Here is a 26,317-nt window from a genome sequence, read left to right as displayed (position 1 = left end):
GCAACACGAGCCGCAGCAGCAAGGAAACGGAGCAGCACTCCATGGCCACCCTGTCCGTCGCCACCATCCTCGCCGAGAACGCCCGGCGCCGCCCCGGCAAGGCCGCCCTCGTCGAAGGCGATCTGCGGCTCACCTTCGCCGAGGTCTGGCAGCGCGCGCTGGCCCAGGCGGGTGCGCTCACCGGCCTCGGCGTCCGGCCCGGCGACCGGGTCGCCCTCATGGCGCCCAACACCGCCGAGTTCCCGGTCGCCTACTACGCGATCGCGGCGGCGGGCGGGGTCGTCGTCCCCGTGCACCTGCTGCTGTCGTCCGGCGAGGTCGAGCACGTCCTGCGGGACAGCGGGGCCACCCTGCTGCTCGTCCACCCGGGGCAGGCGGAGACCGGCCGTGCCGCGGCCGGGGCGGCCGGCGTCCGCGTCGTCACGCTGGGCGGCGAGTTCGAGAAGCTGGCGGCCGACGCCGAGCCCCTCCCGTCGTACGTCACCCGGGCCGCCGACGACCCCGCGGTCGTCTTCTACACCAGCGGTACGACCGGCGTCCCCAAGGGCGCCGTCCTCAGCCACCTCAACCTGGTGATGAACGCGACCGTCAACGCCTTCGACGCCAACGACATCCGCGCCGACGACATCGCCCTGGGCGCGCTGCCCCTGTTCCACGCCTTCGGCCAGACGGTGTCGCTGAACTCCACCTGGCGGGCCGGCGCCACGCTCGTGCTGCTGCCCCGCTTCGACGCGGCCCGGGCCATCGAGCTGATGGTGAAGGAGGGCGTCAACACCTTCCACGGCGTGCCGACCATGTTCGTCGCGCTCGCGGCGGCCGCGGCCGACGCCGCCCGGCTCCCCGCGCTGCGGGTGTGCATCTCCGGCGGGGCCTCGCTCCCGGTCGCCGTCCTGGAGCGGTTCGAGGCCGCGTTCGGCGCGAAGATCTACGAGGGGTACGGGCTGTCGGAGACCTCGCCGACCGCCACCGTCAACCAGCCGGTGTTCGGCACCAGGGCCGGCACCATCGGCCACCCCCTGTGGGGCGTCGACGTGGAGATCGCCCGCGCCGACGTGGAGGGCCGCATCGAGCTGCTGCCGCCCGGGGCACTGGGCGAGGTCGTCATCCGCGGCCACAACGTCTTCTCCGGCTACCTCGGCCGCCCCGAGGCCACCGCCGAGGCCCTGGTGGACGGCTGGTTCCGCACCGGTGACCTCGGCACCAAGGACGACGACGGCTTCCTGCGGATCGTCGACCGCAAGAAGGACGTCATCATCCGCGGCGGCTACAACGTCTACCCGCGCGAGGTCGAGGAGGTGCTGATGCGCCACCCGGAGATCGCCCAGGTCGCCGTCATCGGCCTGCCCGACGACCTGCACGGCGAGGAGGTGTGCGCCGTCGTCGTCCCGGCACAGGGCACCACGCCGGACGCCGCCGCGCTCACCGACTGGTGCAAGGAGCACCTCGGCAAGCACAAGTACCCGCGACGCGTGGAGTTCACGGACGCGCTGCCGCTCGGGCCGAGCATGAAGGTGCTGAAGCGGGAGCTGCGGGCGCGGTACACGGGCCGTTAGGGGGCGCCGGCCCGGCGGGTTCGGTGGTCGACGGGGGCGGCGGCCCGGCGGGTTCGGTGGTCCACGGGGGCGCCGGCCCGGCGGGTTCGGTGGTCCACGGGCCGGTGGGTGGTGCATGGCCCGGTGGTGGTGAGCGGGTGGCCGCGCCGGGGCCGGTCGGCGGGACGCCGCTTACGTCATGTGGATGCGTGCGCATAGCATCGGTCACTCCATGAACACGATGACGCTCTGGCACATGTCCGGCTGGGGGTTCGCGGCGCTCGCCGTCGCGGCCCTGCTCGTCGGCTTCTCCAAGACGGCGGTCAGCGGGGCCAACACGGTCAGCCTCGCGATCTTCGCCGCGGTGCTGCCCGCCCGCGCCTCCACCGGCGTGCTGCTGCCCGTGCTGATCGCCGGTGACGTGCTCGCCGTCCTCACCTACCGGCGGCACGCGCACTGGCCCACGCTGTGGCGGCTGTTCCCGGCCGTGGCGGTGGGTGTGGTGGCCGGCACGCTGTTCCTGGTGTGGGCCGACGACGGGATCGTACGGACCTCGATCGGCGCGATCCTGCTGCTGATGGCCGGAGTGACGGTGTGGCGCCGGCGGACTGCCGAGACCCCGGAGGAACCGGACGCGGTCGGCACCCGAGCGGGCCGGATGAAGGCCCGCTCGTACGGGGTGCTCGGCGGTTTCACGACGATGGTCGCCAACGCGGGCGGCCCGGTGATGTCGATGTACCTGCTCTCCGCGGGCTTCCGGAAGCTCGGCTTCCTGGGTACCTCCGCCTTCTTCTTCCTCATCGTGAACGTCTCGAAGGTGCCGTTCAGCGCGGGCCTGGGCCTGATCGACGGACGCTCCCTGCTCCTCGACGCCGCGCTCGTGGTGTTCGTCGTGCCCGGTGCGTTGTTCGGCAAGTGGGCCGTGGACCGGATCAACCAGCGCCTCTTCGAACAACTCGTGATCGCGGCGACGGTCGTGGGCGGACTGGAACTGCTGCTCCGCTAGCCCGGCAGGCGCGGCACGTCCGCGACGGGGACCACCACATGGCCCGGGGCGCCGCTCGCCCGCTCGTGCGTCTCCGCGGCGACCCGGGCACCGCACCGCCCCGCACGACCTCGTACGCTCACATCCATGCCCGCCACCCCCGCGCCGGCCGAGGGCCCGCCGCCCGCCGCCCCGGTGCCGTCCGCTCCGGTACCGGCCGACGGTCCGCCGCCCGCAGTTTCGGTGCCGTCCGCTCCCGTGCCGGCCGGTGGCCCGGTACCCGCTGGACCCGCACCCACCGCGCCCGCACCCGCCGCGCCCGCGCCCACGCACGTCCTCGTCCTCGGTGGCACCACCGAGGCCCGTCGTCTCGCCGCCGACCTCGCCGCGCGACCGGGTGTCCGCGTCACCACCTCGCTCGCGGGTCGGGTCACCCGGCCGGCGGCGCTGCCCGGCGAGGTGCGGACCGGCGGTTTCGGCGGGCCGGAGGGGCTCGCCGACTGGCTGCGCGCCCACGGGGTGGACGCCCTGGTGGACGCCACCCATCCCTTCGCCGCGTCGATCACGGCCCACGCGGCCCTGGCGGCGCGCGCCGTGGGCGTCCCCGCCGTCGTCCTGCGCCGGCCCGGCTGGCGGCCGGGCCCCGGAGACCGCTGGTACGACGTCCCGTCCCTGGCCGGGGCCGCCGAGGCCCTGCCCGGACTGGGCCGCCGGGTGTTCCTCAGTACCGGGCGCCTCGGCCTGGCCGCCTTCGCCGGGGCGACCGGCCTGCACTTCCTCGTCCGGTCGGTGGAGCCGCCCGAGCCGCCCCTGCCGCCGGACACCGACGTCCTCCTGGCCCGCGGCCCGTTCACGGTCGCCGACGAGACCGAACTCCTGCGCGCCCACCGCATCGACGTCCTGGTCACCAAGGACAGCGGAGGTGAGGCCACGGCCGCGAAACTGACCGCCGCGCGCGACCTCGGTCTGCCCGTGGTCGTGGTCCGTCGGCCCCCGCTCCCGGAGGGCGTGCGGGCCGAGCCGGACGTGCCGAGCGTGCTGGCCCGGCTGGGCTTCGCGGGGACCGCGGCACCGGAAGCCCGGCCCGACCGCTGACCACCGCGCCTCGGTACCGCATCCACCGCACTCCGCCGCCCAGGCCGCACCGGGGCGGTACCGGCCCGGTCGGCCCTCCCGGTCAGCCCTCCCGGGCGGGCCGGTCCCGCTCGGGGCGCCGGCGCAGCAGATAGGTGTCCATGATCCAGCCCTTCCGCTCCCGTGCCTCCGCCCGGACCCGCTCGATGCGCGGAGCGGCCTCCGCGATCGGCCCCGACACCAGGATCTCGTCCGGCGTGCCGATGTACGCGCCCCAGTAGATGTCCATGTCCTCCCCGGCGTACCGCCGGAAGGCCTGGTGCGCGTCCAGCATCACGACCACGTCGTCCACGCCCTCCGGGAAGCCCTCGGCCAGTCGCCGCCCGGTGGTGATCTGCACCGGCCGGGCGACCCGGTTCAGTCCCGTGCGATGCCGGGCGACCAGCGCGGAGACACTGCTGATGCCGGGCACCACGTCGTACTCGAACCGCACCGCCCCACGCTCCAGCACCTCCTCCAGGATCGCCAGCGTGCTGTCGTACAGCGCCGGATCCCCCCACACCAGGAAGGCGCCGGTGCCGTCCTCGTCCAGTTCGTCGGCTATCAGCCGCTCGTAGATCCCGGCGCGGGCACTGCGCCAGTCCCCGACGGCCGGCGAGTAGGCGGCCCCGCCCGCCGCCCGGTCCCGCTCGGGGTCCCGGGCCTCCACCACCCGGTACGACCCCTCGGGCAGATGGGTGTCCAGCATGTCCCGGCGGAGCTGGGTGAGATCGCTCTTCACCTCGCCCTTGTCGAGCAGGAAGAACACATCCGTGCTCCGCAGCGCCTTGACCGCCTGGAGGGTCAGCTGGTCGGGGTCGCCCGCGCCGATACCGATGACATGAATTGTTCGCACGCCCCGAGTCTGCCGCATGCCACTGACAGCGCGTCCACCGCCTCCGCACGCGCTGCGACGGCCACCGGCCGGGGGTGCCGGACCCGCCTGGGCCCGGTCAGGGGCCCAGCCGGGGTGCCTCCGCGCACGGGTCAACCGGCCCCGAGCCCTGCTCCACCCGCCCGGCCAGCTCCCGCGCCCACCGGCCGAGGCCCGGCAGGTCCAGCCCGTACGGCCGGTCCTCGCCCCGCCCGACCGCCCACTCCTCGACCGCGCCCGCACCCCGCCGCAGCAGCCGCGCACCGCCGACGGCGTTCCCGCGGGCCGCGTGGGTGAGCCCCACCGCCAACTGGGCCAGCCCCCGCCACAGGGCGCGCTCGTCCTCCGGGCCGGCCTTCCACGCGTCCTCGAACACCTCGTGCGCGTGGAACGGCCGCCCCGCGGCCAGCAGCTCCTGTGCCTCGGCGACCGTGTCCTGCGGCGCCCGCAGAATGCCCTCCGGCTGCCGGGGGACCCCCTCGGCGCCGTACGGCAGCGGGCGCCCCAGCCCGTCCCGGGGCCGCGCGTTGCGGGCCCGCCCGGTGGGGTCCCGGTCCCTGGCATCCGATCCGCCCGCGTTCGTCATACCGCCGATTGTCCCCCGACCCACCCGGGCTTCTTCGGCGCACCCCCGGGCGTGGGGTAAAGTTCTGTTCGCACGATCACGCGGGGCACCGCGAGTGAGAGCAACGGGACGTGGCGCAGCTTGGTAGCGCACTTGACTGGGGGTCAAGGGGTCGCAGGTTCAAATCCTGTCGTCCCGACTTGCGAGAGTCGTGGATCAAGGGCTGGTTTCGGAGGATTCCGAGACCAGCCCTTGATCGTTTTCGCGGGACCGGTTGTGCACAGCGACCTTGACCGCGCCGGCGCGTGACAACGCTCGGACTCGGCGGGCAGCGCGGCACGCTCACGTGCGCCGACGGTGCGCCGTGTTCGTCAGGGCCTCCCGCACGATGCGGTAGTTCGCGAACTGCACCCCGCTGTCCAGGGCGTCGATGTCTCCGGCCGTACGGCAGACGACCTCCAGGCCGGCGGCGCGCGCTCCCTCGCACGGCGCGTCGATGTCCGTGAGACCGGGCTGTGGGCTCGGCCGGCGGACCGTCGGCCTCGCGCAGGGCACCGAGCAACCGGCCCAGTTCGCCCGGGGCCTGGCGGCCGGTGTCCCCGACGAGGTGCAGCGCCTCCTTCGTGCACAGAGTCAGGCCGCGTCGCCGGCGCGCCCGTTGTGCCCCTGGTGCCGGGTTACCAACTGCTCTTGGTCACGCCGGGGAGCTCGCCCGCGTGGGCCATCTCGCGCACGCGGATGCGAGACAGGCCGAAGGCGCGCAGATGGCCACGGGGACGCCCGTCCACGGCATCACGGTTGCGCAGGCGGGTGGCGCTGGCGTCGCGGGGCTGCCGGCGCAGTTCCCGCCGGGCGGCTGCGCGGTCCTCGTCGGAGCTTCCGGGGAACGAGACGATCGCCTTCAACGCGGCCCGGCGCGCGGCGTATCGGACCACGACGAGGCGCCGCTGGTCGTTCTTCGCGATCTTGCTCTTCTTCGCCATCAGACCTTTCCTCCCCGGGCGCGGATACGGGCCACGGCGGCCTCGACGCCGATCGCGTCGACGGTCTTGACGCCCTTGGCGGAGAGCGTGAGCCGGACGTGGCGGCTTTCGCTCGGCAGCCAGTAGCGCTTGCTCTGGATGTTGGGGTCGAAGCGGCGCTTGCTGCGCCGGTGCGAGTGGGAGATGCGGTGGCCGAAGCCGGGCTGTCGGCCGGTGAGTTGGCAGTGGGCGGACATGACTGTTCCTCCTTGGAGTGGCTGGAGCAGCACACTAGCGTCAGATGAAAATGAAAATCAATCTCATGTATGGTGCTGTCCATGGCCCGTAACGAACTGCGCCCGATCATCAAGCTGAGGTCCACCGCCGGCACCGGCTACACCTATGTGACCCGCAAGAACCGCCGTAACGACCCGGACCGGCTCACCCTGCGCAAGTACGACCCGGTCGCCGGCCGCCACGCCGACTTCCGTGAGGAGCGCTGAGAGCCGTGAAGCCCGGAATCCACCCCGAGTACCGCCCGGTCGTCTTCCGCGACCGCGCCGCCGACTACGCCTTCCTCACCCGGTCCACGGCAACGAGCGACAAGACCATCGAATGGGAGGACGGCGCCACCTACCCGGTCGTCGACGTCGAGATCTCCTCCGCGAGTCACCCCTTCTACACCGGCACCCAGCGGGTCCTGGACACCGCGGGGCGGGTCGAGCGCTTCGAGCGGCGGTACGGACGCGGACGGAGCAAGCCGTGAACCGGGACGAGGCACGGCTGCCGGTCGCGATCGTCGCCGGGTTGCACGCCGACGCCCGCCGGGCCGCCGTGGAGCAGATCCTGCGTACGGTCCCCGGCTCGGTCGCACTGCACCACGACCTGACGTCCGCCGTCGACGGCGCGGTGCACCGGACGGTGCGCGATGCCCACGGCCTGCTGGGCAGGGGCGACGCGCCCCTGGTGAACGACTGCGCGTGCTGCGCGCTGCGCGAGGATCTCGTTCCCGAACTGCTGCGGCTCGCCCAGGAGGGAAGGTACCGGCTGGCCGTCGTGGAACTGTGGGACTCCGTCGAGCCCCAGGCCATGGCCGCAGTCATCGCCGCCACCGGCGCACCGCTGGCCCTGACCGGGGTCGCCACCGCGGTCGACCCTGCACTCGTCCTGCCGTACCTGGCCAACGGCGACGACCTGGCCGACGTCGGTCTCGCCGCCGCGCCGACCGACCAGCGCACGGTCGCCGACACCTTCGCCCGGCAGCTGGAGTACCCCACGGTGATCGCCCTCGGCCACGACGATTCCCGCGGGGAGGGCGCCGACGACACCGACCACGCCCTGCTTGCCCAGCTGACGCCGGGCGCACGAAGCGTACGGGTGGAGAGCGGCGGTGCCCTGGGAGCAGCGCTGTCGGCGGGCTTCGACGTGGCAGCGGCCGCCGCCCGGGTGCATCCGGCGAGCGCGCTGCTGCCGCAGTCGTGCGACGAGCACGGTGTGGGCACCTTCGTCTGGCGGCGTGAACGGCCCTTCCATCCGCAGCGCCTGTACGCGGCGCTCGAGGACCTCACCTGCGCCGCCGCGCGCAGCCGGGGGCGGTTCTGGCTGGCGGACCGCCCCGACACCCTGCTGTCCTGGGACGCCGCCGGCGGCGCGCTGTGCGTGGAGTCGGCCGGGCCCTGGTTGGCGGCTCTGCCCGACGCCGCCTGGGAGATGGTGCCCGCCGAACGCCGTCTCGCCGCCTCCGTGGACTGGCACCCCGCACACGGCGACCGCTGCCAGTACCTCACCTTCACCTCGCCCGGCCTGGACCGCGACGGCCTACAGGCCCTGCTCGACTCATGTCTGCTCACCGACGACGAGTACGCGGCGGGCAGTGACCACTGGAAGCAACTCCCTCACGCCTTCCACGACTTGCTCGACCCCGTGACCTGAAGAGAGAGGACCGACCTCACCATGTCCCGACGCACAGGCATGCGGCGTCAGACCGTCCAGCGTCAGCGCATCAACCCGCTGGACGCCGCCGGCATCACCTACATCGACTACAAGGACACCGACGTGCTGCGGAAGTTCATCTCCGACCGCGGCAAGATCCGCAGTCGTCGGGTAACCCACGTGACGCGTCAGCAGCAGCGGCGGATTGCGCAGGCCGTCAAGAACGCACGCGAGATGGCGCTCCTGCCCTACAGCTCCCGGTAGGACGACGGCCACGTGCGGAGGCAGCGCCGCCGAGGAGTCCGGCCGCCCATGCCGGTCGCCTCACATCGGCACGCTCCGAGGGCATGGCCACCGTCTCGAGCGCTGCGGCCGGAGCGATGGGGCTGGGGCGAGGAGCTGAGCGGCCGTCGCCCGCTCGCGCGGCAGGGCCCGCACTCATTCGGCCCACGCCATCCGGTCGGCGCCCCCCGCGAGGCTGCGGCCGCGTTGCGGTGTCCGAGGCTCCCCGGCGTGTGCCGGGGAAGCGCGGTTCTCCGCGCCGCCTCGGCACACGGGGCCTGCCCGGCCGGGTGGGCAGGCCGGGTGCTGTGTGGTCTGTCAGCCCATGTCCGTCAGGAGGTGCCGCGCTGAAGCGCCAAGCGGGGACCCCGGGGGCCCGGCCCTGCACTCGGCTGCCCGCACACGCGGCCAGGCCGCCGGCTAAGCAGGGGAAGGCAGCACGTGGTCGCCGATCTTGTCCGTGCTCAGGCACAGGGAGCAGACGGCCGCGTCGTGAGTCGCGCAGGCGGTCAGGTCCGGGCGCTCGTAGGGCTGGTGGCAGACGTGGCAGTCCAGGATGGCCGCGCTCGGGTTGCCGTCCGGGTCCAGCAGGGGCTCGTCGATGCCGTCGTCGGTGCGGCGGAGGTAGTACCTGCCCTGGGTGGCGATCGCCGTCACCGGGGTGAGGGCGAAGGCGATGACGGCGGCGGCGACGGGGGAGTAGGGCTGGAGGGCGTCGCCCAGCAGGTGGAAGTACATGGCGATGGACAGGCCGGAGGCGGCGACGAAGGCCACGACGCCGACCGGGTTGACGGGGTGGAGCATGCCCCGGCGGAACTCCGGCTGGAGCGGGGAGAGCCTCAGCAGGTACTTGTTGACGCCGATGTCGGTGGCGACGGTGACCACCCAGGCGATCGCGCAGTTCGAGTAGAAGCCCAGGATGCTGTTGAGGAAGCTGAACATGTCGGCTTCCATCAGGGCGAGCGCGAAGCCCAGGTTGATCAGAACGAAGACCATGCGGCCGGGGTAGTGCCGGGTGACCCGGGTGAAGGAGTTCGTCCAGGCGAGAGAGCCGGAGTAGGCGTTCGTGACATTGATCTTGATCTGGCTGATGACCACCAGTGCCACGGCGAGCGGGATGACCATCCAGGAGGGCATCATCGCGTCGAAGGCGCCGCGGAACTGCTGGATGGGCTCGGTCGCGGCAGCGGGGCCGACCTTGGCGAGGACGTACACCGCGAGGAAGACGCCGATGGCCTGCTTCAGCGCGCCGAGCACCACCCAGCCGGGGCCCGCCATGACCACGGCCGTCCACCAGGTGCGCTTGTTGGTCTCGGTCTTGGGCGGCATGAAGCGCAGGTAGTCGATCTGCTCGCCTATCTGGGCGATGAGGGAGAGGCAGACGCCGGCGCCGAGCAGGACCGAGGCCGTGTCGACGCCGCCGTCGCCGTCCGTGCCGGTGTAGCCGAGGAAACGGTCGACGGTGCCGGGGTCGGTGGCGATCAGGTAGACCAGCGGGCCGACCATCAGCAGCAGCCAGACCGGGGTGGTCCACACCTGGAGCTTGCTGAGCGCCTTCATGCCGTAGATCACCAGGGGGATGACCATGAGCGTGGAGATCAGGTAGCCCAGCCACAGGGGCAGCCCCAAGCCGAGTTTGAGGCCCTGTGCCATGATCGAGCCTTCGAGGGCGAAGAAGATGAAGGTGAAGCTGGCGAAGATGACGCTGGTGAGGACCGACCCGTAGTAACCGAAGCCCGCGCCGCGGGTGATGAGGTCGAGGTCGATGTTGTAGCGGGCGCCGTAATAGGCGAGGGGGAAGCCGGTGATGAAGATGACCACGGCGGCCACCGCGATGGCGACGAGGGCGTTGCCGGTGCCGTGCGCCAGGCCGATGCCGGCACCGATGGAGAAGTCGGCCATGTACGCGATGCCGCCGAGCGCGGTGGTCGCCACGACCATGGGGGTCCAGCGGCGGTAGCTGCGGGGAGCGAAACGGAGGGTGTAGTCCTCCAACGTCTCCCTGACCGCCTGATCGGCGGCGGCCTCCGGCGCGTCTGCCGTCGGTGTCCGTGACTCGGTGGTGCTCATGCCGCGCCTCCCGAAGATGCTGGTGCGGGTGCCTGGGTGGGAGGGGAGGCCCCGTTTGGCGTCATCGGCAGGACGGGGAGCCGACGGACCTTCGTGTGTTCCGTTCGGCCGTGTACACGACTCCGATCCCACGGCCGGTCACGCTAGGAAGCGGGTGTTGCCGTCGGCGCCCGCCGTCGTGAACGCGAGGTTTCGGAGAACTCACCTGGTGACAGGGGCCACGAGGGCGATGTCAGTGTGCCCGGCTATCCTTCCGGCCGCAGTACAACGACGCGGAGGATCAAGAGAATTGACCGGCCTGTCCCCTTTTCCGCTGCCCTTTCAAGCTTCCCGTTCCCTGTCCTTCGCGAAACCCCGAACGCTGCGGGAACTCCAGATGATGCGGTGCAGCGCGCACATCCGGGCGAAGCCGGGGTGGTTCGACAAGATGAACGACGCCGACATCGTGGCCAGGTGGACGCGGGAAGCGCTCGCCCAGGGCCTCACCGAGGCGCAGGTGCGTTACGTGCTCGCCGAACTCGGGTACTACGCCGCGCTGCGGGACGGACGAACCGGCATCGAGGTGTCCGCCGTCGACGGGGTGTGGCAGTCGGACACCCTGGTCGACGACCCTCTCGGATCCCGGCTGCGCGAGGCGGTCCGGGTGCTGGAGCAGGTCCCCGAAGCGGAACGGGACTGGCATCCCGGATCCGACGGCCAGGTGCTGGACCTGGTCCATCCCTCCCTGTTCTGCTTGGTGAGAGACGTGAGCGGCGCGCCCGAGCGGGCTTGGCAGAACCCCACGAACCACTATTCCAAGTACGAGTTCTCGGAGAAGTTCCAGTGGCTGCCCACGGACGTCGACGTCAGCGACGACGGTGAGGTCACCTTCCGCTCGTACGTCAACAACCTCCACCCCGAGACCCACCGCGAACTGCTCTCGGTCCTGCCGGACGTGTTCGCGCGCATGCGCCCGCTCCTGGAGAACGTCCTCACCGATCTGCGCCATCCGCGGCCCCCGCGGATCGAGGCCGATCCCTTCGGGTGGTACGACTCGGAACCGGAGTATCCGGACAGGGCCTCCCACGGCGACGAGGAGGCCTACGCCGAAGCCGTCCGCGCGTGGGAGGAGGCCCACGACGACTGGTGGGAGAACCGCCGTCCGGTCATCCCGGACGCCCCTCCCTTCACCCCGCCCACGGTGCCCGACGCATCCGCCCGCGTCGACCTGCGCGGCCGCCGTCTTCAGGTCATCGTCAAGCTCGCCACCGTTCACCTCACCCCGGACAAGCCCGAGTACCCCGGCGGTTCCTGGCATGTCGAGGGGATGCTGAACGAGCGGATCGTCTCGACCGGCATCTACTACTGGGACAGCGAGAACATCACCGAAAGCCGGCTGGGTTTCCGGGCGGCGCTCGACGACCCCCGCTACGAACAGAACGACGACAACGGTCTGCGTGAGGTCTACGGCCTGGAGGACGAGGACGCACTCAACCAGGTGTGGGGGTCGGTACCGACCCCCGCGGGCCGCTGCCTGGCGTTCCCCAACATCCTGCAGCACCGCGTCGACTCGTTCCGCCTCGTGGACCCCACCCGCCCGGGGCATCGCAAGATCCTCGCGTTCTTCCTCGTCGACCCGTCGGAAAGGATCGTCTCGACGTCCGATGTGCCACCGCAGCAGCCGTGGTCCGAAACATCGACCATGACGCTCGACGAGGCCAGGAACTACCGCGAACAGCTCATGCGGGAACGCCAGTTCTTCGTCGACGAGCACAACGAGCAGCTCTACGAACGAGAGTTCTCCCTCTGCGAGCACTGAGGCCCTTCCGTCCTCACCCCGTGCGGTGACGGACCGGCCCCGGGTCGGGGGTGGTTCCGCAGGAACGGCGAACCATCCCCGACCCGTTCGCGCGGACCGCCGGGGACGGCGGCTCCGCCCGCCCCGGCGGGTGCGCACCGTCAGGGGGCCACGGCACGGCCGGTCTGCGGGGAGATGCGGCCGGCGCACAGGCCCTTGCCGGCCAGTGTCCGGGCGATGCGCGGGACGGCGGCGAGGGTGTTGGCCGGCCATTCGTGCATCAGGATGATCTGCCCGTTGGTCAGCCGGGACACGGCCTGCACGATCGCGTCGGTGCTCGCGCCGTTCCAGTCCTGGGAGTCGACGTCCCAGATGATCTGTTTCAGCCCGTACTTGGCCTCCACGGCCTGGACGGTGGCGTTGGTCTCGCCGTACGGCGGACGGAACAGCTGCGGCGTACCGCCGCCGGCCGCGGCGATCGCCTGCTGGGTGCGGGAGACCTCGGAGTCGATCTGCGCCTGGCTCAGCTGGGTCAGATGAGGATGGGTGTAGCTGTGGTTGCCGATCCACATACCGGCGTTCACCTCGGCCCGGACCTGGGCCGGATAGGCCGCCGCGAACTGGCCCTCGTTGAACATCGTGGCCCGCAGACCGTTCTGCGTCAGGGCGTTGAGCAGGGCGGGGGTGTGGTCGCCCGAGGGGCCGTCGTCGAAGGTGAGGCCGACGTAGCCGGTGCAGGCGGCCGCGTGTGCCGGGACGGCGTCGACGGCGGAGGTGACGGTGCCGGCCAGGGCTGTCGCGGCGACGGCCAGGCCGGTCAGCAGGGAGCGGGGTGCGGCGCGCATGCGGGTGGGTCCTCCTCGGGGGCGGGCGTGGCCGCGCCGGGGCGCGATGGGACGGGGCGGGACGGTCACCCGTTCACGGTGATGGTGGAGCTGCCGCTGCTCTGGTATCCCTCGGTGGCCAGGATCATGTAGTAGCTGAAGCTGCCGAGGGGCATGCCGGCGCGGGCCCAGGCGTCGAAGTGGTTGCCGGTGGTGATGGTGCCGCCGGTGCGCCTGGACTGGCGGACGCTCCAGTACTGGTTGAAGGTCCTGGTGCCCTCGACGGACGGGGCGTTGTACCGGGTGGTCTGGTAGATGTCGTACGTGCCGCCGTCGCTGGTGACCGTGCCCTTGTAGGTGCCGGTGGGCCGGTAGGTGCCCCAGTTGTCGACGATGTAGTACTCCACCAGCGGGTTCGAGGTCCACCCGTACAGGGCCAGGTAGGCGTTGCCGGACGGGCTGAAACCGCCCGAGTAGGAAACGGTCCGGCGCCCGCCGTTGCTCCAGCCCTTGCCGGCGACGAAGTTTCCGGTGTTGCGCCACGAGGTGCTGTAGCCGCCGCCGGAGTTCAGGGTCATGGACACCGTGCCCGGTGCGTCGGTCCAGAAGGAGTAGAAGAAGCCGTTGTTGGTGCCGGTCTGGTTGGTGGTGATGGTCGTGGCGGCGTGGGCGGTGCCGGGCAGCAGCAGCCCGGAGGCGGACGTGGCCAGCGCCAGGGCGCCGGCACGGTTGATGAAGCCCCTGCGGCTCATCGGGCGGGAAAGGGCGTGGTCGTTGTCCATGGCGTCCTCCTGGACGAGAGCGTTCGACACGAATTGGCATGATCGCGTCATGCGGCCTACGAGGATCGTCCCCGACGGGGGAGGGCTCGATTGCTGGAGAGTATGCGGCCGCCCCGAAACGACGGTCAATGCGTCTGTTTCCGAAACTTCATCGAAACTTGGCGGCTATTGCGCGGGTGATAGGGCGAAACTTTCGCCATGGGGCGAACGGGTCCGGGAAAGGGCTCGGTACGCGGTGGTTGACGCGCGGGAGCCGTCTGCCTAGCGTGACGCAACGCTCGTAATGCGTGACGAAACTTTCGACTCTCTTCGGGAGTGCCCGTGAACCTGCCCCGCCTCCTCGCGGCGACCTGCTGCCTCGCTCTCCTTCCGCTCGCCGCCGCGAGCCCCTCCGCCGCGTCCGGCGGACCCGCGGTGCCCGACCGCCCGCTGCGGCAGCTCGCCGCCGACGACCACCTGCGCGTCGGTACCGCCGTCGACGTCTCCGCGCTCGCCGACGACGCCGACTACCGCCGGCTCACGGGCGCCGAGTTCTCCACCGTCACCCCGGAGAACGTGATGAAGTGGGAGTCCCTCGAACCCCGCCAGGGCGAGTACGACTGGGCCGCCGCCGACCGTCTGGTGGACTTCGCGCACCGGCACGGGCAGAAGGTACGCGGCCATGTCCTGGTGTGGCACAACCAGTTGCCGTCCTGGCTCACCTCGGCCGACCTCGACGCCGATCAGCTGCGCGCCGTCCTGCGCCGGCACATCACCGACACCGTGCGGCACTTCAGGGGCCGCATCTGGCAGTGGGACGTCGTCAACGAGGCGTTCAACGAGGACGGGACGCTGCGCGACACCCTGTGGCTGCGCAAGCTCGGTCCCGGTTACATCGCCGACGCCTTCCGCTGGGCGCACGAGGCCGACCCGCACGCCCTGCTCTTCTACAACGACTACAACACCGAGTGGACCGGACCGAAGAGCGATGCCGTCTACGACCTGGTCCGCCGCCTGCGTGCCGAGGGCGTACCCGTCGACGGCGTCGGCTTCCAGGGGCACCTGAGCATCCGGTACGACCTGCCCACCGGCATGGCGGCCAACTTCGCCCGCTTCGGCAGGCTCGGTCTGGCCACCGCGGTGACGGAGGCGGACGTCCGCATGCCGGTGCCGGCCGACCCCGGCAAGCTCGCCACCCAGGCCGAGGGGTACCGGCGGCTGCTCGACGCGTGTCTGGCCACCCGCCGCTGCGTCTCGTTCACCGTGTGGGGCTTCACCGACCGGTACTCCTGGGTCCCGGACACCTTCCCCGGTGAGGGCGCGGCCAACCTCTTCGACGAGGACTACCGCCCGAAGCCGGCGTACCGCGCTCTCCAGGCCGAGCTCGCGGGCCGGGCGCGGGCCGGAGCGGCCGGATAGCGACGGGCGGCCGCCCGGGAACGAAGTCGCAGCAGTAGCGGAGCCGTGCGCGGGTAGCCGGAAGGACGGAAACGGTCCGGTCGGCACAGAAGGAGGAACGTGGACGGACGTTCGCTTCGCGCGGTGGGCTGGGCCCGCTCACTGCCGCTCAACAGTCAGGTCAAGACGGCACGCGACTGGGCACGGGCCCACCTGGCCGAACTCGGCTGGACCCGCACGGCCCCCGAGACGGTGGACGACGTGCTGCTGGTGGTGTCCGAACTGGTCACCAACGCGCACGTGCACGCGCACAGCACCGCCCAGCTGGTGATGTCCTGGGACAACGACTGCCTGCACATCGCGGTGCACGACACCTCCTCGGCGCTGCCCGAGCCCCGGCAGCCCGGGGCGCTCCAGCCCGGCGGGCGCGGCATGCTGCTGATGGACGCCCTGGCCGACCGCTGGGAGGCCCGGCCCTGCCCGCACGGCAAGACCGTCATCGCCTGCTTCCGGCCGCCCGCCCGCGTGCACGCCTGACCCGGCGCACGGGTCCGGCAGGAGACTCCGCCGGATCCGTGCGCCCTCCTCGCACCGCCGGAGCGATCCCGGTGGCGCGCCTTCCGCCCGCGGGCCGACGCCCGTCGACGGCGGGTGAGGCACTGTGCCGCTCCGGTCCGTGCGGCCGACGCCGTGCGCTCGCGACGCGCCGGTCCCGGCACGCGGGTTCAGCCGAGGGCGGGCGGCGCGGTGCTCTGTCGTACCACCAGGTGCGTGGCGAGTTCGATGCGCAGCGCGGTCTTCCTGGGGTCGGTGGGGCGCAGCAGCATCCGTGCCGCCTCCTCGGCCATGCGCTGGAGCGGCTGCTGCACGGTGGTCAGGGGCGGGCTCGACCACCGGGCCGGCGGTACGTCGTCGTACCCCACCACCGACAGATGCCCGGGCACGTTCAGGCCCAGCACCCGCGCCGCCTCGAGGACGCCCAGTGCCTGCAGGTCGCTTCCGGCGAAGATCGCCGTCGGGCGGTCCGGGCGCCGCAGCAGGTCCATGGCGTGCTCGAAGCCGCCCTGGACGTGGAAGTCGCCGAAACGCACCAGCCGCGGGTCCGGTTCGTGGCCCGCCATCGCCATCGCCGAACGGTATCCGTCCAGCCGGGCCAGTGAGCACATCAGGTCCTCGGGGCCGGTGATGATGGCGACGCGCTCGTGTCCCTGGTCGGTGAGGTGACGGGTGGCGGCCACGCCTCCCGCCCAGTTGGCGGAGCCGACGGAGGGGACGTCGGGGTCGGGGTCGCCCGCCGGGTCCACGATCACGAACGGGATGGCCCGGGACCGCAGTTGCCTCTTCACCTCCTCCGGCACGGTGGAGAAGACCAGCAGCACGCCGAGGGGCCGGCGGCGCAGCACGCCCTCGATCCACTCCGGCCCGGGAGCCTGCCGGGTCCCGCTCTCGGTGAGCGCGACGGTCGCGTCGTTCCGCTTGGCGACGTTCTCCACACCGCGGATCAGTTCCATCGCCCAGACGCTCTCCAGCTCGTGGAAGACGATCTCGATCAGGGGGGCCTGCGGTGGTCCGGCGGTCCGTCGGCGGTAGCCGTGCCTCTCCAGAAGACGCTCCACCTTGGCTCGGGTCGTGGGGGAGACATCCGAACGACCGTTGAGAACCTTCGAAACTGTCGGAAGCGAGACGCCGGCCTCTCTGGCCACGGCTGCCAAGGTAACTCTGCGACCGACCTGGGCTTCTTCACGCATGGGCGCAGCATAGGCCACGACGCGGGTAACGGTTTGGCTGCGTACACGCACGACCGTTGACCATTTCTTCTTCGGCCTCCTACTGTCCAGCCGCAGGACTTTCGGCTAAGAATCCGAAACTTTCGGAAGGTTGGATGACCATGCGTACACGGATGCCCCGGGTGCTCGCCTGCGGAGCGACGCTCGCCCTGGCGGCGAGTCTCGCCGCGTGCGGGAACGGAAGCGGAGGTTCCTCGGACGACGGCAGGATCCACGTGCTGGTCTACGGGGACGCGAGCAACAAGGTCGAGAAGCAGATCGTCGACACCTTCAACAGGAAGTCGAAGGTCAAAGCCGTCCTCGACACCATTCCAGGCGCCGACTACCAGCAGAAGCTGCAGACGATCATCAACACACCGCAGGCGCCGGACATCTTCTTCAACTGGGGTGGCGGCAGCATCCAGCCGTTCGTCAAGGCCGGGCTGCTGATGCCGCTGGACGACTTCGTCAAGAAGGACCCGAACCTCGACGACAAGTTCCTGCCCAGCGTCTACAACAGCGCGGTCGTCGACGGGAAGCCGTACGGCATCCCCATGCGCGGCACCCAGCCGGTGCTGCTGTTCGACAACAAGGAGGTGCTCGACAAGGCGGGCGTCAAGCAGCCGGCGACCTGGGACCAACTGCTCGACGCCGTCGAGAAGCTCAAGTCCCAGGGCGTCACACCGATCGCCCTGGGCGGCGGTGACCAGTGGCCGACGCTGATGTGGTTCGAGTACGTCTACGACCGCGTCGCCGGCCCGGAGCTGTTCCAGAAGGCCCTGAGCGGCGACAAGGACGCCTGGGCGAGCGCGGACAGCAAGAAGGCGCTCGGCATGCTCAAGGAACTGGTCGACGCCGGTGCCTTCGGCAAGAACTACGACTCGGTGAAGTACACCAACGGCGCCTCGCCCGCACTGGTGGCCCAGGGCAAGGCGGGCTTCGAGCTGATGGGGTCCTGGTACTACGCGCAACAGCAGCAGGACGCCAAGGACTTCGCCGCCAAGGGCCTCGGCTACGGCACGTTCCCGACGGTCCCCGGCGGCAAGGGCGACCCGTCCGACGTCGTCGGCAACACCAACAACTTCTACTCGGTGCTGAAGAAGACCAAACACCCCGAGGCGGTCGCCGAGTTCCTGAAGCTGATGTACTCCGACGAGTTCGTCAAGGCACAGATGGCCATCGGCAACCTGCCCACCACCACCAACACCCCGAAGTTCCTCGACACCTCGGCCAGCCCCGCGTACTCCCGCTTCCAGTACGACCTCGTCGCCAAGGCCAAGTCCTTCCAGCTCTCCTGGGACCAGGCCTTCCCGCCGTCGGCCATGACGCCGATCCACCAGGCCGTCCAGCAGTTCTTCAACGGACAGCTCGACACGGACGGCTTCGTCAAGGCCATGCAGGCCCTCCCGACCGAATGATCCGCTCATGACGACACAGCTCACGAGCGCTCCGCCCACCGCCGTGCCCTCCAGGAAGGCCCGGCGGCGGCCGGAGGACTCCTACTCCGCACGCGGCACGCGCCCCGGCTTCGGCTGGGCGCTGCCCGCCACCCTGTTCTTCGCCCTCTTCGCCCTCGCACCGCTGATCATGGTGGCGGTGCTGTCCTTCATGAGCTGGAACGGCCTGGGGTCACCGCAGTTCGTCGGGACGGACAACTGGAAGCGCATCCTCGACGACCCCGTCATGATCAAGAGCATCTGGCTGACCCTGCTGCTCACCGCCCTGGGCGTGGTCATCCAGACCCCGCTGAGCATCGTGCTCGGCGTCTGGGCCGCGGGGCACCAGCGCAACCGCGCCGTCCTCTCGGCGATCTACTTCATCCCGCTGCTGCTGTCCTCCACCGCGGTGTCGGTGCTCTGGCGGGCGCTGCTCGACCCGAACTTCGGCATCCCCGCGCGCATGACCTGGCTGTTCGGGGACGGCAACCTGTTCGGTGAACAGGCCTCCGCCATCGGGGTGCTGGCCTTCGTCAGCACCTGGCAGTTCACGCCGTTCCACACGCTGATCTACCAGGGCGCCGCCCGGGCGATCCCGCCGGTGCTGTACCAGGCGGCGGAGATCGACGGCGCGGGACGCTACCGCCAGTTCTTCCACATCACCCTGCCGCAGCTGCGCAACTCGATCGTCACCTCGATGATCCTGATGATCGTCGGCGGGCTGACCACCTTCGAGACCGTCCTCATCCTCACCCAGGGCGGCCCGGGCACCGACACCACGATCAGCGCCTACTACATGTACCAGAAGGCCTTCAAGGGCTTCGACTTCGGAGCGGGCTCGGCCATCGCCCTGTGCCTGGTCGTCGCCGCCACGGTCGTCTCGCTGGTCGTGGTCCGCGTCTCCGGCTACGACAAGATGCGCAGCGACATGGAGGGGGTGTCATGAGGCGCCGCCCCAACCACCTGGCCGGAGCGGGTTCGATCGTCTGGCTCGTCCTGGTGGGTCTGCCGCTGTACGTGATGCTCGCCGCGACCCTGCGCACCCGGCAGGACTACGCGAAGAAGGGCCCGCTCTCCTTCCCCGGCGACTTCACCCTCGACAACTACACCGGGGCGTTCGACTCGGGCTTCGGCCAGTACTTCCTCAACACCATCATCGTCACCGTCTGCGTCGTCGCCGTGGTGCTGCTGCTCGTACCGCCCTTGGCCTACGCGATCGTACGCAGCCGCAGCCGTGTCACCTCGCAGGTCTTCCGGCTGTTCCTGCTGGGCCTCGCCATCCCCGCCCAGGCCGTCATCGTGCCGATGTTCTACCTGATCAGCGAGGCGGGCCTGTACGACAACCTCCTCGGCGTCATCCTGCCCACGGCCGCGTTCTGCCTGCCGATGTCCGCGCTGATCCTCAGCGGCTCCATGCGCGACATCTCCCCCGAGCTGTTCGAGGCCATGACGGTGGACGGAGCGACCCCGCGGCGGATGTTCTTCCAGCTCGTCGTGCCGCTCTCGCGCGGCGGCCTGTCCACGATCGTGGTGTTCTCCGCGCTCCAGGCCTGGAACGGCTTCCTGTTCCCGCTCGTCCTGACCCAGTCCGACTCGACCAAGGTCATCACCCTGGGTCTGTACAACTTCCAGACCGAACACGGGATCGACATCCCCGGCCTGCTGGGAGCCGTGACGCTGTCCATGGTGCCCGTCCTGCTCGTCTACCTGTTCGCCCGCCGCGCCCTCGTCCAGGGCCTGATGGGCATGGGAGGAAAGTGACCACCAACGTGGCCGTAGAGACCACCCCCGAGATCCCCCTCTGGAACGACCCGACCCAGGACATCGGCACCCGCGTGTCCGCGCTGATCGCCGCGATGACCCTGGAGGAGAAGATCGCCCAGCTGTACGGCGTGTGGGTCGGCGCGTCCGACGAGGGCGGCGAAGTCGCCCCGCACCAGCACGACATGGAGGAGGCCGTCGACCTCGACGCGCTCCTGCCGACCGGGCTCGGCCAGCTGACCCGCCCCTTCGGCACGGCGCCCGTCGACCCCGCGCTCGGCGCGCTCTCCCTGCTGCGCACCCAGACCCGGATCGCCGCCGCGAACCGCTTCGGCATCCCCGCCCTGGCCCACGAGGAGTGCCTGGCCGGGTTCGCCACCTGGGGCGCCACCGCCTACCCCGTCCCGCTGTCCTGGGGCGCCACCTTCGACCCCGCCCTCATCCGCCGGATGGCCGCCGCCATCGGCCGCGACATGCGGTCCGTCGGCGTCCACCAGGGCCTCGCGCCCGTCCTCGACGTGGTGCGCGACGCCCGCTGGGGCCGCGTGGAGGAGACCATCGGAGAGGACCCCTACCTCGTCGGCAGCATCGGCACCGCCTACGTCCAGGGCCTGCAGTCCGCCGGTGTCGTCGCCACCCTGAAGCACTTCGCCGGCTACTCCGCCTCCCGCGCCGGGCGCAACCTCGCCCCCGTCGGCATGGGTCCGCGCGAGCGGGCGGACGTCCTCCTGCCCCCCTTCGAGATGGCGGTGCGCGAAGGCGCGGCGGACTCCGTCATGCACGCCTACACCGACACCGACGGCATGCCCTCGGCGGCCGACGAGGACCTGCTCACCGGGCTGCTCCGGGACACCTGGGGCTTCGAGGGCACGGTCGTCGCCGACTACTTCGGCATCGCCTTCCTCCGCATCCTGCACGGCGTCGCCGGTGACTGGGCGGACGCGGCGGGCACGGCCCTGCGCGCGGGTGTCGACGTGGAACTGCCCACCGTCAAGACGTTCGGCGCGCCCCTCGCCGAGGCCGTCGCCGCCGGCCGGGTCCCGGAGGCGCTGATCGACCGCGCGCTGCGCCGGGTCCTCCTGCAGAAGGCCCGGCTGGGCCTGCTCGACGCGGACTGGAACCCGGTCCCGGCCGCCCTCGGCGGAGCGGACCTGGACGACCCCGACGCCCTGCGCGGCACCGTCGACCTGGACTCCGCCGGGAACCGGGAACTGGCCCGAACGGTCGCCGAGGAAGCGGTCGTCCTGCTGCGCAACGACGGCACCCTGCCCCTCGGCCGGCCGCACCGCATCGCCCTGATCGGCCCCAACGCGACCGAGGCCACGGCCGTACTGGGCTGCTACTCCTTCCCCCAGCACGTCGGCGTGCACCACCCCGGGACCCCGCCCGGCATCGACCTGCCGACCCTGGAGGACGCCCTGCGGCGCGAGTTCCCCGACGCGGAGTTCACCGTCGTACGCGGCACCGGCGTCGACGACGGCGACATCCTCGGCATCGCCGAGGCCGTCGACGCCGCGCGTCGGGCCGACGTCGTCGTCGCGGCCCTCGGCGACCGCGCCGGCCTCTTCGGCCGGGGGACCAGTGGCGAGGGCTGCGACGCGGAGTCCCTGGCCCTGCCCGGCGCCCAGCAGCGACTGCTCGACGCGCTGCTCGACACGGGCACACCCGTGGTGACGGTCCTGCTCGCCGGCCGGCCCTACGCCCTCGGCCGCGCGGCCGACGGGGCCGCCGCCGTCGTGCAGTCCTTCTTCCCCGGGGCGGAGGGCACCACCGCCATCGCCGGCGTGCTCAGCGGCCGGATCAACCCGTCCGGGCGGCTGCCCGTCAGCGTGCCCCGCGACACCGGCGGCCAGCCCGCCACCTACCTGGGGGCCCGGCTCGCCCAGGCCAGCGACGTGTCCAGCATCGATCCCACGGCGGCCTTCCCGTTCGGGCACGGCCTGTCCTACACGTCCTTCGCCTGGGACGGCCTGACGGTCGACCGGCCGCAGGCGGACACCGGCGGGGAGTTCTCCCTCGCCTTCACCGTGCGCAACACCGGGGAGCGGGCCGGCACCGAAGTCGTCCAGCTCTACCTGCACGACCCGGTCGCCTCCGTCGTCCAGCCGGTGCAGCGTCTCGTCGGCTACACCCGGGTCGCGCTCGCAGCGGGCGAGGCGCACCGGCTGCGGGTGACCGTGCCGGCCGATCTGGCGTCCTTCACCGGCCGGGACGGACGGCGGGTCGTCGAACCGGGCGAGCTGCACCTGCGTCTGGCGGCGTCCAGCACCGACGCCCGCCTGACGGCGACGGTGACCCTGACCGGCCCGGAACGCCAGGTGGACCACAACCGCCGGTTCCACGCCCGCTTCGAGCAGGAGACGCAGCCGGGGACGCCCTGACCCGCCACCGCGCCGTGGCCCGCCCCCGCGCCGACGGGGGCGGGCCACACCCAGTGGTCAGCCGCGCCGCACGGTCACGCTCACCAGGCCGTCCCGGCCGGCCAGGACCCGGGCCCGGCCGTCCGTGACGCGGACGACGGTCGCGTCGCCCTCGGCCGTGACCCGCCAGGTGCCGGGCGGAAGGGACAGGGTGGTCACCCGCGGCCCGGCGGAAGCCGCGCGGTAGGACAGCCGGTACACGCCCGACGCGGAGTCGTACCCGGCGGAGCGGACCGTGCCCGCCACGGTCTCCGCGTACGGCTCGACGGTCAGCTCCTTGTTGGGGCGGAAGGCGCCCGTGTCGTCCACCGCGCAGTACCCGCCGCCGTAACACCACACGTAGCCCGCCCAGCCGGAGGCGTAGCGGCCCAGGGAGGCCATCGCGTCGCGGTAGAAGCGGTTCATGTGCGGCAGGCCGCTGTCCGGCGGACCCCACTCGCCCACCACCACCGGCACCCCGTACCGCTTCGGGTACGCGGTGACGGCCCGCTCGTACGCCTCGATCCAGCCCGCGCCGGGATCGTAGTCGGCGCCCGCCTCCATGGCGGTGTCGTAGAAGTGCGGCGCGTACACGACCCGGGGATCCGCCACGCGGCCCAGGCCGGTGGGCACGCCCTCGCCCACGATCGGGGTCGGTTCGACGAACAGCCAGTCGTCCTGGTCGACCGTGCGGATCGCGTCCGCGAGCCGGTTGTACATCGGCGTGAGCTGGTCGCGTTCGACGCGGCGCGCGGCCGTCGGGAGGTCCTCACCGGGTCTCTGCTCGCCCATCGGCTCGTTGACGAGGTCGTAGCCGAGCACGGCCGGATGGCGGGCGAAGCGGGCGGCCAGCGTCCGCCACATCGCGGCCTGGGCGCGCCGGAGGTCCGCGTCCTCGTAGAGATGGGTGAAGGCCCGCTGCACCGCGGGCTCGAAGTACTCGGCGAACCAGTCGTCCGGGTGCGCGGTGAACGGCAGTCCGTCGGTCCTGGTCGCCCACTCGGGTATGCCGCGGTGGCCGAAGGCGGGGCCGAAGACGTCCTGGTGGGCGTCGAGCACCACCCTCAGGTGGTACTTCTCGGCCCAGTCCAGGACGCGCTCGACCTTGCGGAGGTAACCCCGGCTGTACTGCCCGGGTCGCGGCTCCAGGTCGTCCCAGAAGACCAGCAGCCGGGCGAAGTCGAAGCCCTGGGCCCGCATGTCGCGCAGGTGGCGTTCGGTGATGCCGGTCAGGGCCGCCTCGCCCCGGTGCGTCTTGTCCTCGATGTTCCAGCCGTGCAGGGTGAGCACCCGCCCCTGCCGGCGGGACGCCCGGCCCGGCCTCCTCGGCGTGGGCGGCGGTGGGGGCCAGCAGGGCGGCGACGGCCGCCCCCGCCGTCAGGATCGCTCGCAGCACGGAAAACCTCCCGGACCGGTGGGGCAGGTGTTGCCGCGCATCCCACCAGTCACGGCGCGAACCTTCAAGACCCGTGCGGGAAGCGGGACTTCACCGCGCGTGCGGCTCGCGCACCACGGCACCCCGCCCGGTGCCACCCGGACCGTGCCCGGTGTGGTCGAGCACGGACAGGAGGTCCGCCTCCGGACCGCGCCGGCGGACCGCTTCCACACCGGGTGGGGCCGCGCGGGCCGGCGCCACGCCCGCCTCCGCACGGATGGGGTCCAGCCGCGCGGCCGGCGCGGCCGGGTCCTGCAGGGTGGCCGGGTGCCAGGCGCCGCCGGAGCGTGCGGGCGGCGGGTCACCGCGGGGACACCGGTCAGGGGGCGCCGCGAACGAGACGACCGTCCCGGCGCCCGCCGGCCGCGGCCGCTCCGACCACCGCGTCCCCGTCGCCCCCGTCCGGCACCGCGCCGGTCATCCCGGCCGGTCCCCGGGCAGCAGCGGGAACGGTTCGTCGGAGCGGACGCCCGGCGCCTCCCGGAAGGCTCCCGGGTAACCGCCGGGCCGCGTCGTCGCCGTGGGCGGGACCGGGGACGGACAGGGCGCGCCGCACGGTGGTCTCTTCGGGGTGCGGGCGCCTCAGCCCTTGTTGGAGCCCAGGGTCAGGCCGCTGACGAACTGGCGCTGGAGCGCGAAGTAGACGACCAGGGTCGGGATCGCGGTCAGCAGGGAGCCGGCGGCGACCAGGTTGGGGTCGGTGAAGTACTGGCCGGAGAGGTTGTTCAGCGCCGAGGTGACCGGCATGTTCTCGCCCGTCGAGATCAGCACCAGGGCCCAGAAGAAGTCGTTGTAGATCCAGATGGACAGCAGCGTCGCCAGGGCGGCCATCGCCGGCTTGCACAGCGGCAGCGTGATCTGCCAGTAGAGCCGCCACACCGAGGCGCCGTCGACCAGTGCGGCCTCGGTCAGCTCGTGCGGCAGCGAGCGCATGTAGTTGCTCAGCACGAACGCGCAGAACCCGGACTGGAAGGCCACATGGATCAGCACCAGGCCCAGCGCGGAGTCGTACAGCTTGCCGCTCGCGGTGATGCCCGGCAGGTCGGTGAGCAGGTACAGCCGGTACAGCGGGGTGATGACGACCTGCTGCGGCAGCAGGTTGCCGGCCGTGAACACCAGCAGCAGCGCGAGGTTGAGACGGAAGTCGAACCGGCTGACGTAGAAGGCGACGCAGGAGGACAGGAACAGCGTCAGCAGCACCGCCGGGACCGCGATCACCAGCGTGTTGCCGAAGTAGTGCAGCATGTCCGACTGCCGGAAGGCGTTCGTGAAGTTGTCGAGGTTCAGCGTGTCCGGCCAGGACACGTAGCCCTTGGCGCTGGTCTCGCCGTACGGGCGCAGGGCCGAGAAGACCGCCCAGAGCAGGGGCGCCAGCCAGGCCAGGGCGGTGCCGGCGAGGAAAACGTGCAGCAGGACCCGGGCCGGCCGGATCGGGGCACGCCTCTTCCCCGGCGCGCTCACGGTGCTCATGCGCGCCGCTCCTTCCGGAAGGTGGCGATCAGGTACGGGACGATCACGGCGAGGGAGATCACCAGCAGGACGACGGCGATGGCCGAGCCGTAACCGATGCGGCTGGACTCGCCGATGATGTTGTTGGTGACCAGGATCGACAGCAACTCGGTGCCCTGGGCGCCCTTGTTGAAGACGAAGACCAGGTCGAAGGCGCGCAGGGCCTCGATGATGGTGACGACGAGGACCACCGTGTTGGTCGGGCGCAGGGTCGGGAAGACGACGTGCTTGAACGTCTGCCACTCGTTCGCGCCGTCCAGGGCGGAGGCCTCGCGCAGCGAGGGGTCGACGCTCTTCAGACCGGCCAGGTACAGGATCATCATGTAGCCGGTGTGCCGCCAGGACGCGGCGATCAGGACGGCCCACAGGTTGAGGTCGGGGTCGCCGATCCAGTCGATGTAGTGGCCGGGTTCGTTGGCGCCGATGATGCTGTTGATCAGGCCGGTGTCCGGGTTGTAGACCAGCTGCCAGACGAACCCGATGCACGCCATCGAGATGACGACGGGCAGGAAGAACGCGGTCTGGTAGACCCGGCTGAACCGGATCCGCTTGTCCAGCTGGACGGCGAGGAACAGACCGAACGGCGTCGGGAGCAGGATCAGTACGACGAACCAGACGACGTTGTGCTGGACGGCCGGCCAGAACTGCGGGTTGTCGGTGAAGAGCTGTCGGAAGTTGTCCAGGCCCACCCACCTGATCGCGTCGAACCCGATGCCGTCCCAGGTGGTGAAGGCGAGGAGGATCGAGGCGAGGGCGGTGACCCAGACGAGGATCACGTGCAGGACCGTGGGCACGCCCGCCATCACGGCGAGGGTGAACCGGTCACGGCGGGTCAGCAGGCGCCGGTGACCCGCCGTGACCTTCTTCCCGGGCGCGGCCCCCGGAGCGGGCACGGCCGCCGGCCGCGGCGTCTTCGTCGTCGTGTCGGTGGTCATC

The 26,317-nt window shown here is 71.5% G+C and carries 25 protein-coding genes, 1 tRNA gene and 1 pseudogene; 15 read left to right on the top strand and 12 right to left on the bottom strand.

From position 1 onward, the window contains the following. Positions 1-41: 41 nt before the first annotated feature. The 3 genes from ACZ4VF_RS03010 to ACZ4VF_RS03000 all read left to right on the top strand — a co-directional run bounded on the left by ACZ4VF_RS03010 (position 42) and on the right by ACZ4VF_RS03000 (position 3,612). The gene (locus ACZ4VF_RS03010) at positions 42-1,553 is read left to right on the top strand and encodes a long-chain-fatty-acid--CoA ligase (protein WP_467922773.1); all 1,512 of its coding nucleotides are present in this window, start codon (positions 42-44) and stop codon (positions 1,551-1,553) included. Between the two features lie 211 nt (positions 1,554-1,764). Continuing rightward, the gene (locus ACZ4VF_RS03005) at positions 1,765-2,538 is read left to right on the top strand and encodes a sulfite exporter TauE/SafE family protein (protein ID WP_467922772.1); all 774 of its coding nucleotides are present in this window, start codon (positions 1,765-1,767) and stop codon (positions 2,536-2,538) included. 126 nt (positions 2,539-2,664) lie between these two features. Next, positions 2,665-3,612, top strand: coding sequence for a cobalt-precorrin-6A reductase (locus tag ACZ4VF_RS03000; protein ID WP_467922770.1), 948 nt, complete (start codon positions 2,665-2,667; stop codon positions 3,610-3,612). Between the two features lie 82 nt (positions 3,613-3,694). Here the strand turns inward: ACZ4VF_RS03000 and cobF are convergent, their stop codons facing one another. Together cobF and ACZ4VF_RS02990 are read right to left on the bottom strand one after the other, a co-directional pair. Continuing rightward, positions 3,695-4,486, bottom strand: coding sequence for a precorrin-6A synthase (deacetylating) (gene cobF / locus ACZ4VF_RS02995; RefSeq protein ID WP_467922769.1), 792 nt, complete (start codon positions 4,484-4,486; stop codon positions 3,695-3,697). 97 nt (positions 4,487-4,583) lie between these two features. Further along, positions 4,584-5,090: a DUF309 domain-containing protein gene (locus tag ACZ4VF_RS02990; protein ID WP_467922768.1), complete on the bottom strand. Its 507-nt coding sequence runs from the start codon at positions 5,088-5,090 to the stop codon at positions 4,584-4,586. A gap of 104 nt (positions 5,091-5,194) precedes the next feature. On the opposite strand from ACZ4VF_RS02990, the gene ACZ4VF_RS02985 reads away from it, so the two are divergent. Beyond that, positions 5,195-5,268, top strand: a tRNA-Pro gene (locus ACZ4VF_RS02985). Positions 5,269-5,411: 143 nt separating this feature from the next. On the opposite strand, the gene ACZ4VF_RS02980 is transcribed toward ACZ4VF_RS02985, so the two are convergent. The 3 genes from ACZ4VF_RS02980 to rpmB form a co-directional block, all read right to left on the bottom strand. Then, positions 5,412-5,624: a hypothetical protein gene (locus ACZ4VF_RS02980; protein WP_467922766.1), complete on the bottom strand. Its 213-nt coding sequence runs from the start codon at positions 5,622-5,624 to the stop codon at positions 5,412-5,414. A 122-nt stretch (positions 5,625-5,746) separates the two neighbouring features. Beyond that, the gene (gene rpsN, locus ACZ4VF_RS02975) at positions 5,747-6,052 is read right to left on the bottom strand and encodes a 30S ribosomal protein S14 (protein ID WP_467922765.1); all 306 of its coding nucleotides are present in this window, start codon (positions 6,050-6,052) and stop codon (positions 5,747-5,749) included. Next, a complete protein-coding gene (rpmB, locus tag ACZ4VF_RS02970) occupies positions 6,052-6,288 on the bottom strand; it encodes a 50S ribosomal protein L28 (protein ID WP_467922764.1) in 237 nt (78 codons plus the stop codon). The genes rpsN and rpmB overlap by 1 nt, the downstream gene beginning before the upstream one ends. A gap of 81 nt (positions 6,289-6,369) precedes the next feature. On the opposite strand from rpmB, the gene rpmG reads away from it, so the two are divergent. Genes rpmG through rpsR form a run of 4 tightly spaced genes read left to right on the top strand, consistent with a single transcriptional unit; the run spans position 6,370 to position 8,227 of the window. After that, positions 6,370-6,534 (top strand): 50S ribosomal protein L33, encoded by a 165-nt coding sequence (rpmG, locus tag ACZ4VF_RS02965; RefSeq protein ID WP_467922763.1) that lies wholly within the window; start codon positions 6,370-6,372, stop codon positions 6,532-6,534. A gap of 5 nt (positions 6,535-6,539) precedes the next feature. After that, positions 6,540-6,797, top strand: coding sequence for a type B 50S ribosomal protein L31 (locus tag ACZ4VF_RS02960; RefSeq protein WP_467922761.1), 258 nt, complete (start codon positions 6,540-6,542; stop codon positions 6,795-6,797). Further along, entirely contained in the window at positions 6,794-7,963 is a 1,170-nt protein-coding gene (locus ACZ4VF_RS02955) for a CobW family GTP-binding protein (RefSeq protein ID WP_467922760.1), read from the top strand. Before ACZ4VF_RS02960 ends, ACZ4VF_RS02955 begins: the two co-directional genes overlap by 4 nt. Positions 7,964-7,984: 21 nt before the next feature. Next, entirely contained in the window at positions 7,985-8,227 is a 243-nt protein-coding gene (gene rpsR, locus ACZ4VF_RS02950; protein WP_467922758.1) for a 30S ribosomal protein S18, read from the top strand. Positions 8,228-8,665: 438 nt separating this feature from the next. On the opposite strand, the gene ACZ4VF_RS02945 is transcribed toward rpsR, so the two are convergent. Further along, positions 8,666-10,315 carry an allantoin permease gene (locus ACZ4VF_RS02945; RefSeq protein WP_467922757.1) on the bottom strand — a complete coding sequence of 550 codons (1,650 nt, stop codon included), beginning with the start codon at positions 10,313-10,315 and terminating at the stop codon, positions 8,666-8,668. 289 nt (positions 10,316-10,604) lie between these two features. Here ACZ4VF_RS02945 and ACZ4VF_RS02940 point away from each other — a divergent pair, with 289 nt between their 5' ends. Beyond that, positions 10,605-12,113, top strand: coding sequence for a DUF4246 domain-containing protein (locus tag ACZ4VF_RS02940; protein WP_467922755.1), 1,509 nt, complete (start codon positions 10,605-10,607; stop codon positions 12,111-12,113). Positions 12,114-12,256: 143 nt separating this feature from the next. Here ACZ4VF_RS02940 and ACZ4VF_RS02935 read toward each other — a convergent pair. Together ACZ4VF_RS02935 and ACZ4VF_RS02930 are read right to left on the bottom strand one after the other, a co-directional pair. Continuing rightward, positions 12,257-12,937, bottom strand: a pseudogene (locus ACZ4VF_RS02935) (polysaccharide deacetylase family protein); the annotation flags it as partial. 65 nt (positions 12,938-13,002) lie between these two features. After that, entirely contained in the window at positions 13,003-13,698 is a 696-nt protein-coding gene (locus ACZ4VF_RS02930; RefSeq protein ID WP_467923752.1) for a glycoside hydrolase family 11 protein, read from the bottom strand. Positions 13,699-14,019: 321 nt separating this feature from the next. Between ACZ4VF_RS02930 and ACZ4VF_RS02925 the strand changes: the two genes are divergently transcribed. Further along, positions 14,020-15,096 (top strand): endo-1,4-beta-xylanase, encoded by a 1,077-nt coding sequence (locus ACZ4VF_RS02925; protein ID WP_467922754.1) that lies wholly within the window; start codon positions 14,020-14,022, stop codon positions 15,094-15,096. A 99-nt stretch (positions 15,097-15,195) separates the two neighbouring features. After that, positions 15,196-15,612, top strand: coding sequence for an ATP-binding protein (locus ACZ4VF_RS02920; protein ID WP_467922753.1), 417 nt, complete (start codon positions 15,196-15,198; stop codon positions 15,610-15,612). A 188-nt stretch (positions 15,613-15,800) separates the two neighbouring features. Here ACZ4VF_RS02920 and ACZ4VF_RS02915 read toward each other — a convergent pair whose 3' ends face one another. Then, positions 15,801-16,823 (bottom strand): LacI family DNA-binding transcriptional regulator, encoded by a 1,023-nt coding sequence (locus tag ACZ4VF_RS02915; protein ID WP_467922752.1) that lies wholly within the window; start codon positions 16,821-16,823, stop codon positions 15,801-15,803. Between the two features lie 134 nt (positions 16,824-16,957). Here ACZ4VF_RS02915 and ACZ4VF_RS02910 point away from each other — a divergent pair, with 134 nt between their 5' ends. The 4 genes from ACZ4VF_RS02910 to ACZ4VF_RS02895 are packed head-to-tail and all read left to right on the top strand — an operon-like array spanning position 16,958 to position 22,419. Beyond that, the gene (locus tag ACZ4VF_RS02910) at positions 16,958-18,259 is read left to right on the top strand and encodes an ABC transporter substrate-binding protein (RefSeq protein WP_467922751.1); all 1,302 of its coding nucleotides are present in this window, start codon (positions 16,958-16,960) and stop codon (positions 18,257-18,259) included. A 7-nt stretch (positions 18,260-18,266) separates the two neighbouring features. Beyond that, positions 18,267-19,223 (top strand): carbohydrate ABC transporter permease, encoded by a 957-nt coding sequence (locus ACZ4VF_RS02905; RefSeq protein ID WP_467922750.1) that lies wholly within the window; start codon positions 18,267-18,269, stop codon positions 19,221-19,223. Then, a complete protein-coding gene (locus tag ACZ4VF_RS02900; protein WP_467922749.1) occupies positions 19,220-20,038 on the top strand; it encodes a carbohydrate ABC transporter permease in 819 nt (272 codons plus the stop codon). The genes ACZ4VF_RS02905 and ACZ4VF_RS02900 overlap by 4 nt, the downstream gene beginning before the upstream one ends. Then, on the top strand, positions 20,035-22,419 hold the full coding sequence (locus ACZ4VF_RS02895; RefSeq protein WP_467922748.1) for a beta-xylosidase/alpha-l-arabinosidase: 2,385 nt from the start codon (positions 20,035-20,037) through the stop codon (positions 22,417-22,419). Before ACZ4VF_RS02900 ends, ACZ4VF_RS02895 begins: the two co-directional genes overlap by 4 nt. A gap of 57 nt (positions 22,420-22,476) precedes the next feature. Here ACZ4VF_RS02895 and ACZ4VF_RS02890 read toward each other — a convergent pair whose 3' ends face one another. The 3 genes from ACZ4VF_RS02890 to ACZ4VF_RS02880 form a co-directional block, all read right to left on the bottom strand. After that, positions 22,477-23,727 carry a cellulase family glycosylhydrolase gene (locus tag ACZ4VF_RS02890; protein ID WP_467922747.1) on the bottom strand — a complete coding sequence of 417 codons (1,251 nt, stop codon included), beginning with the start codon at positions 23,725-23,727 and terminating at the stop codon, positions 22,477-22,479. Between the two features lie 727 nt (positions 23,728-24,454). Continuing rightward, on the bottom strand, positions 24,455-25,342 hold the full coding sequence (locus tag ACZ4VF_RS02885; RefSeq protein WP_467922746.1) for a carbohydrate ABC transporter permease: 888 nt from the start codon (positions 25,340-25,342) through the stop codon (positions 24,455-24,457). Next, positions 25,339-26,316, bottom strand: coding sequence for a carbohydrate ABC transporter permease (locus ACZ4VF_RS02880; RefSeq protein WP_467922745.1), 978 nt, complete (start codon positions 26,314-26,316; stop codon positions 25,339-25,341). Before ACZ4VF_RS02880 ends, ACZ4VF_RS02885 begins: the two co-directional genes overlap by 4 nt. Position 26,317 lies beyond the last annotated feature (1 nt).

This window comes from Streptomyces sp. NPDC029151, assembly GCF_055564315.1.
This window is presented reverse-complemented; position numbering and strand designations above follow the sequence as displayed.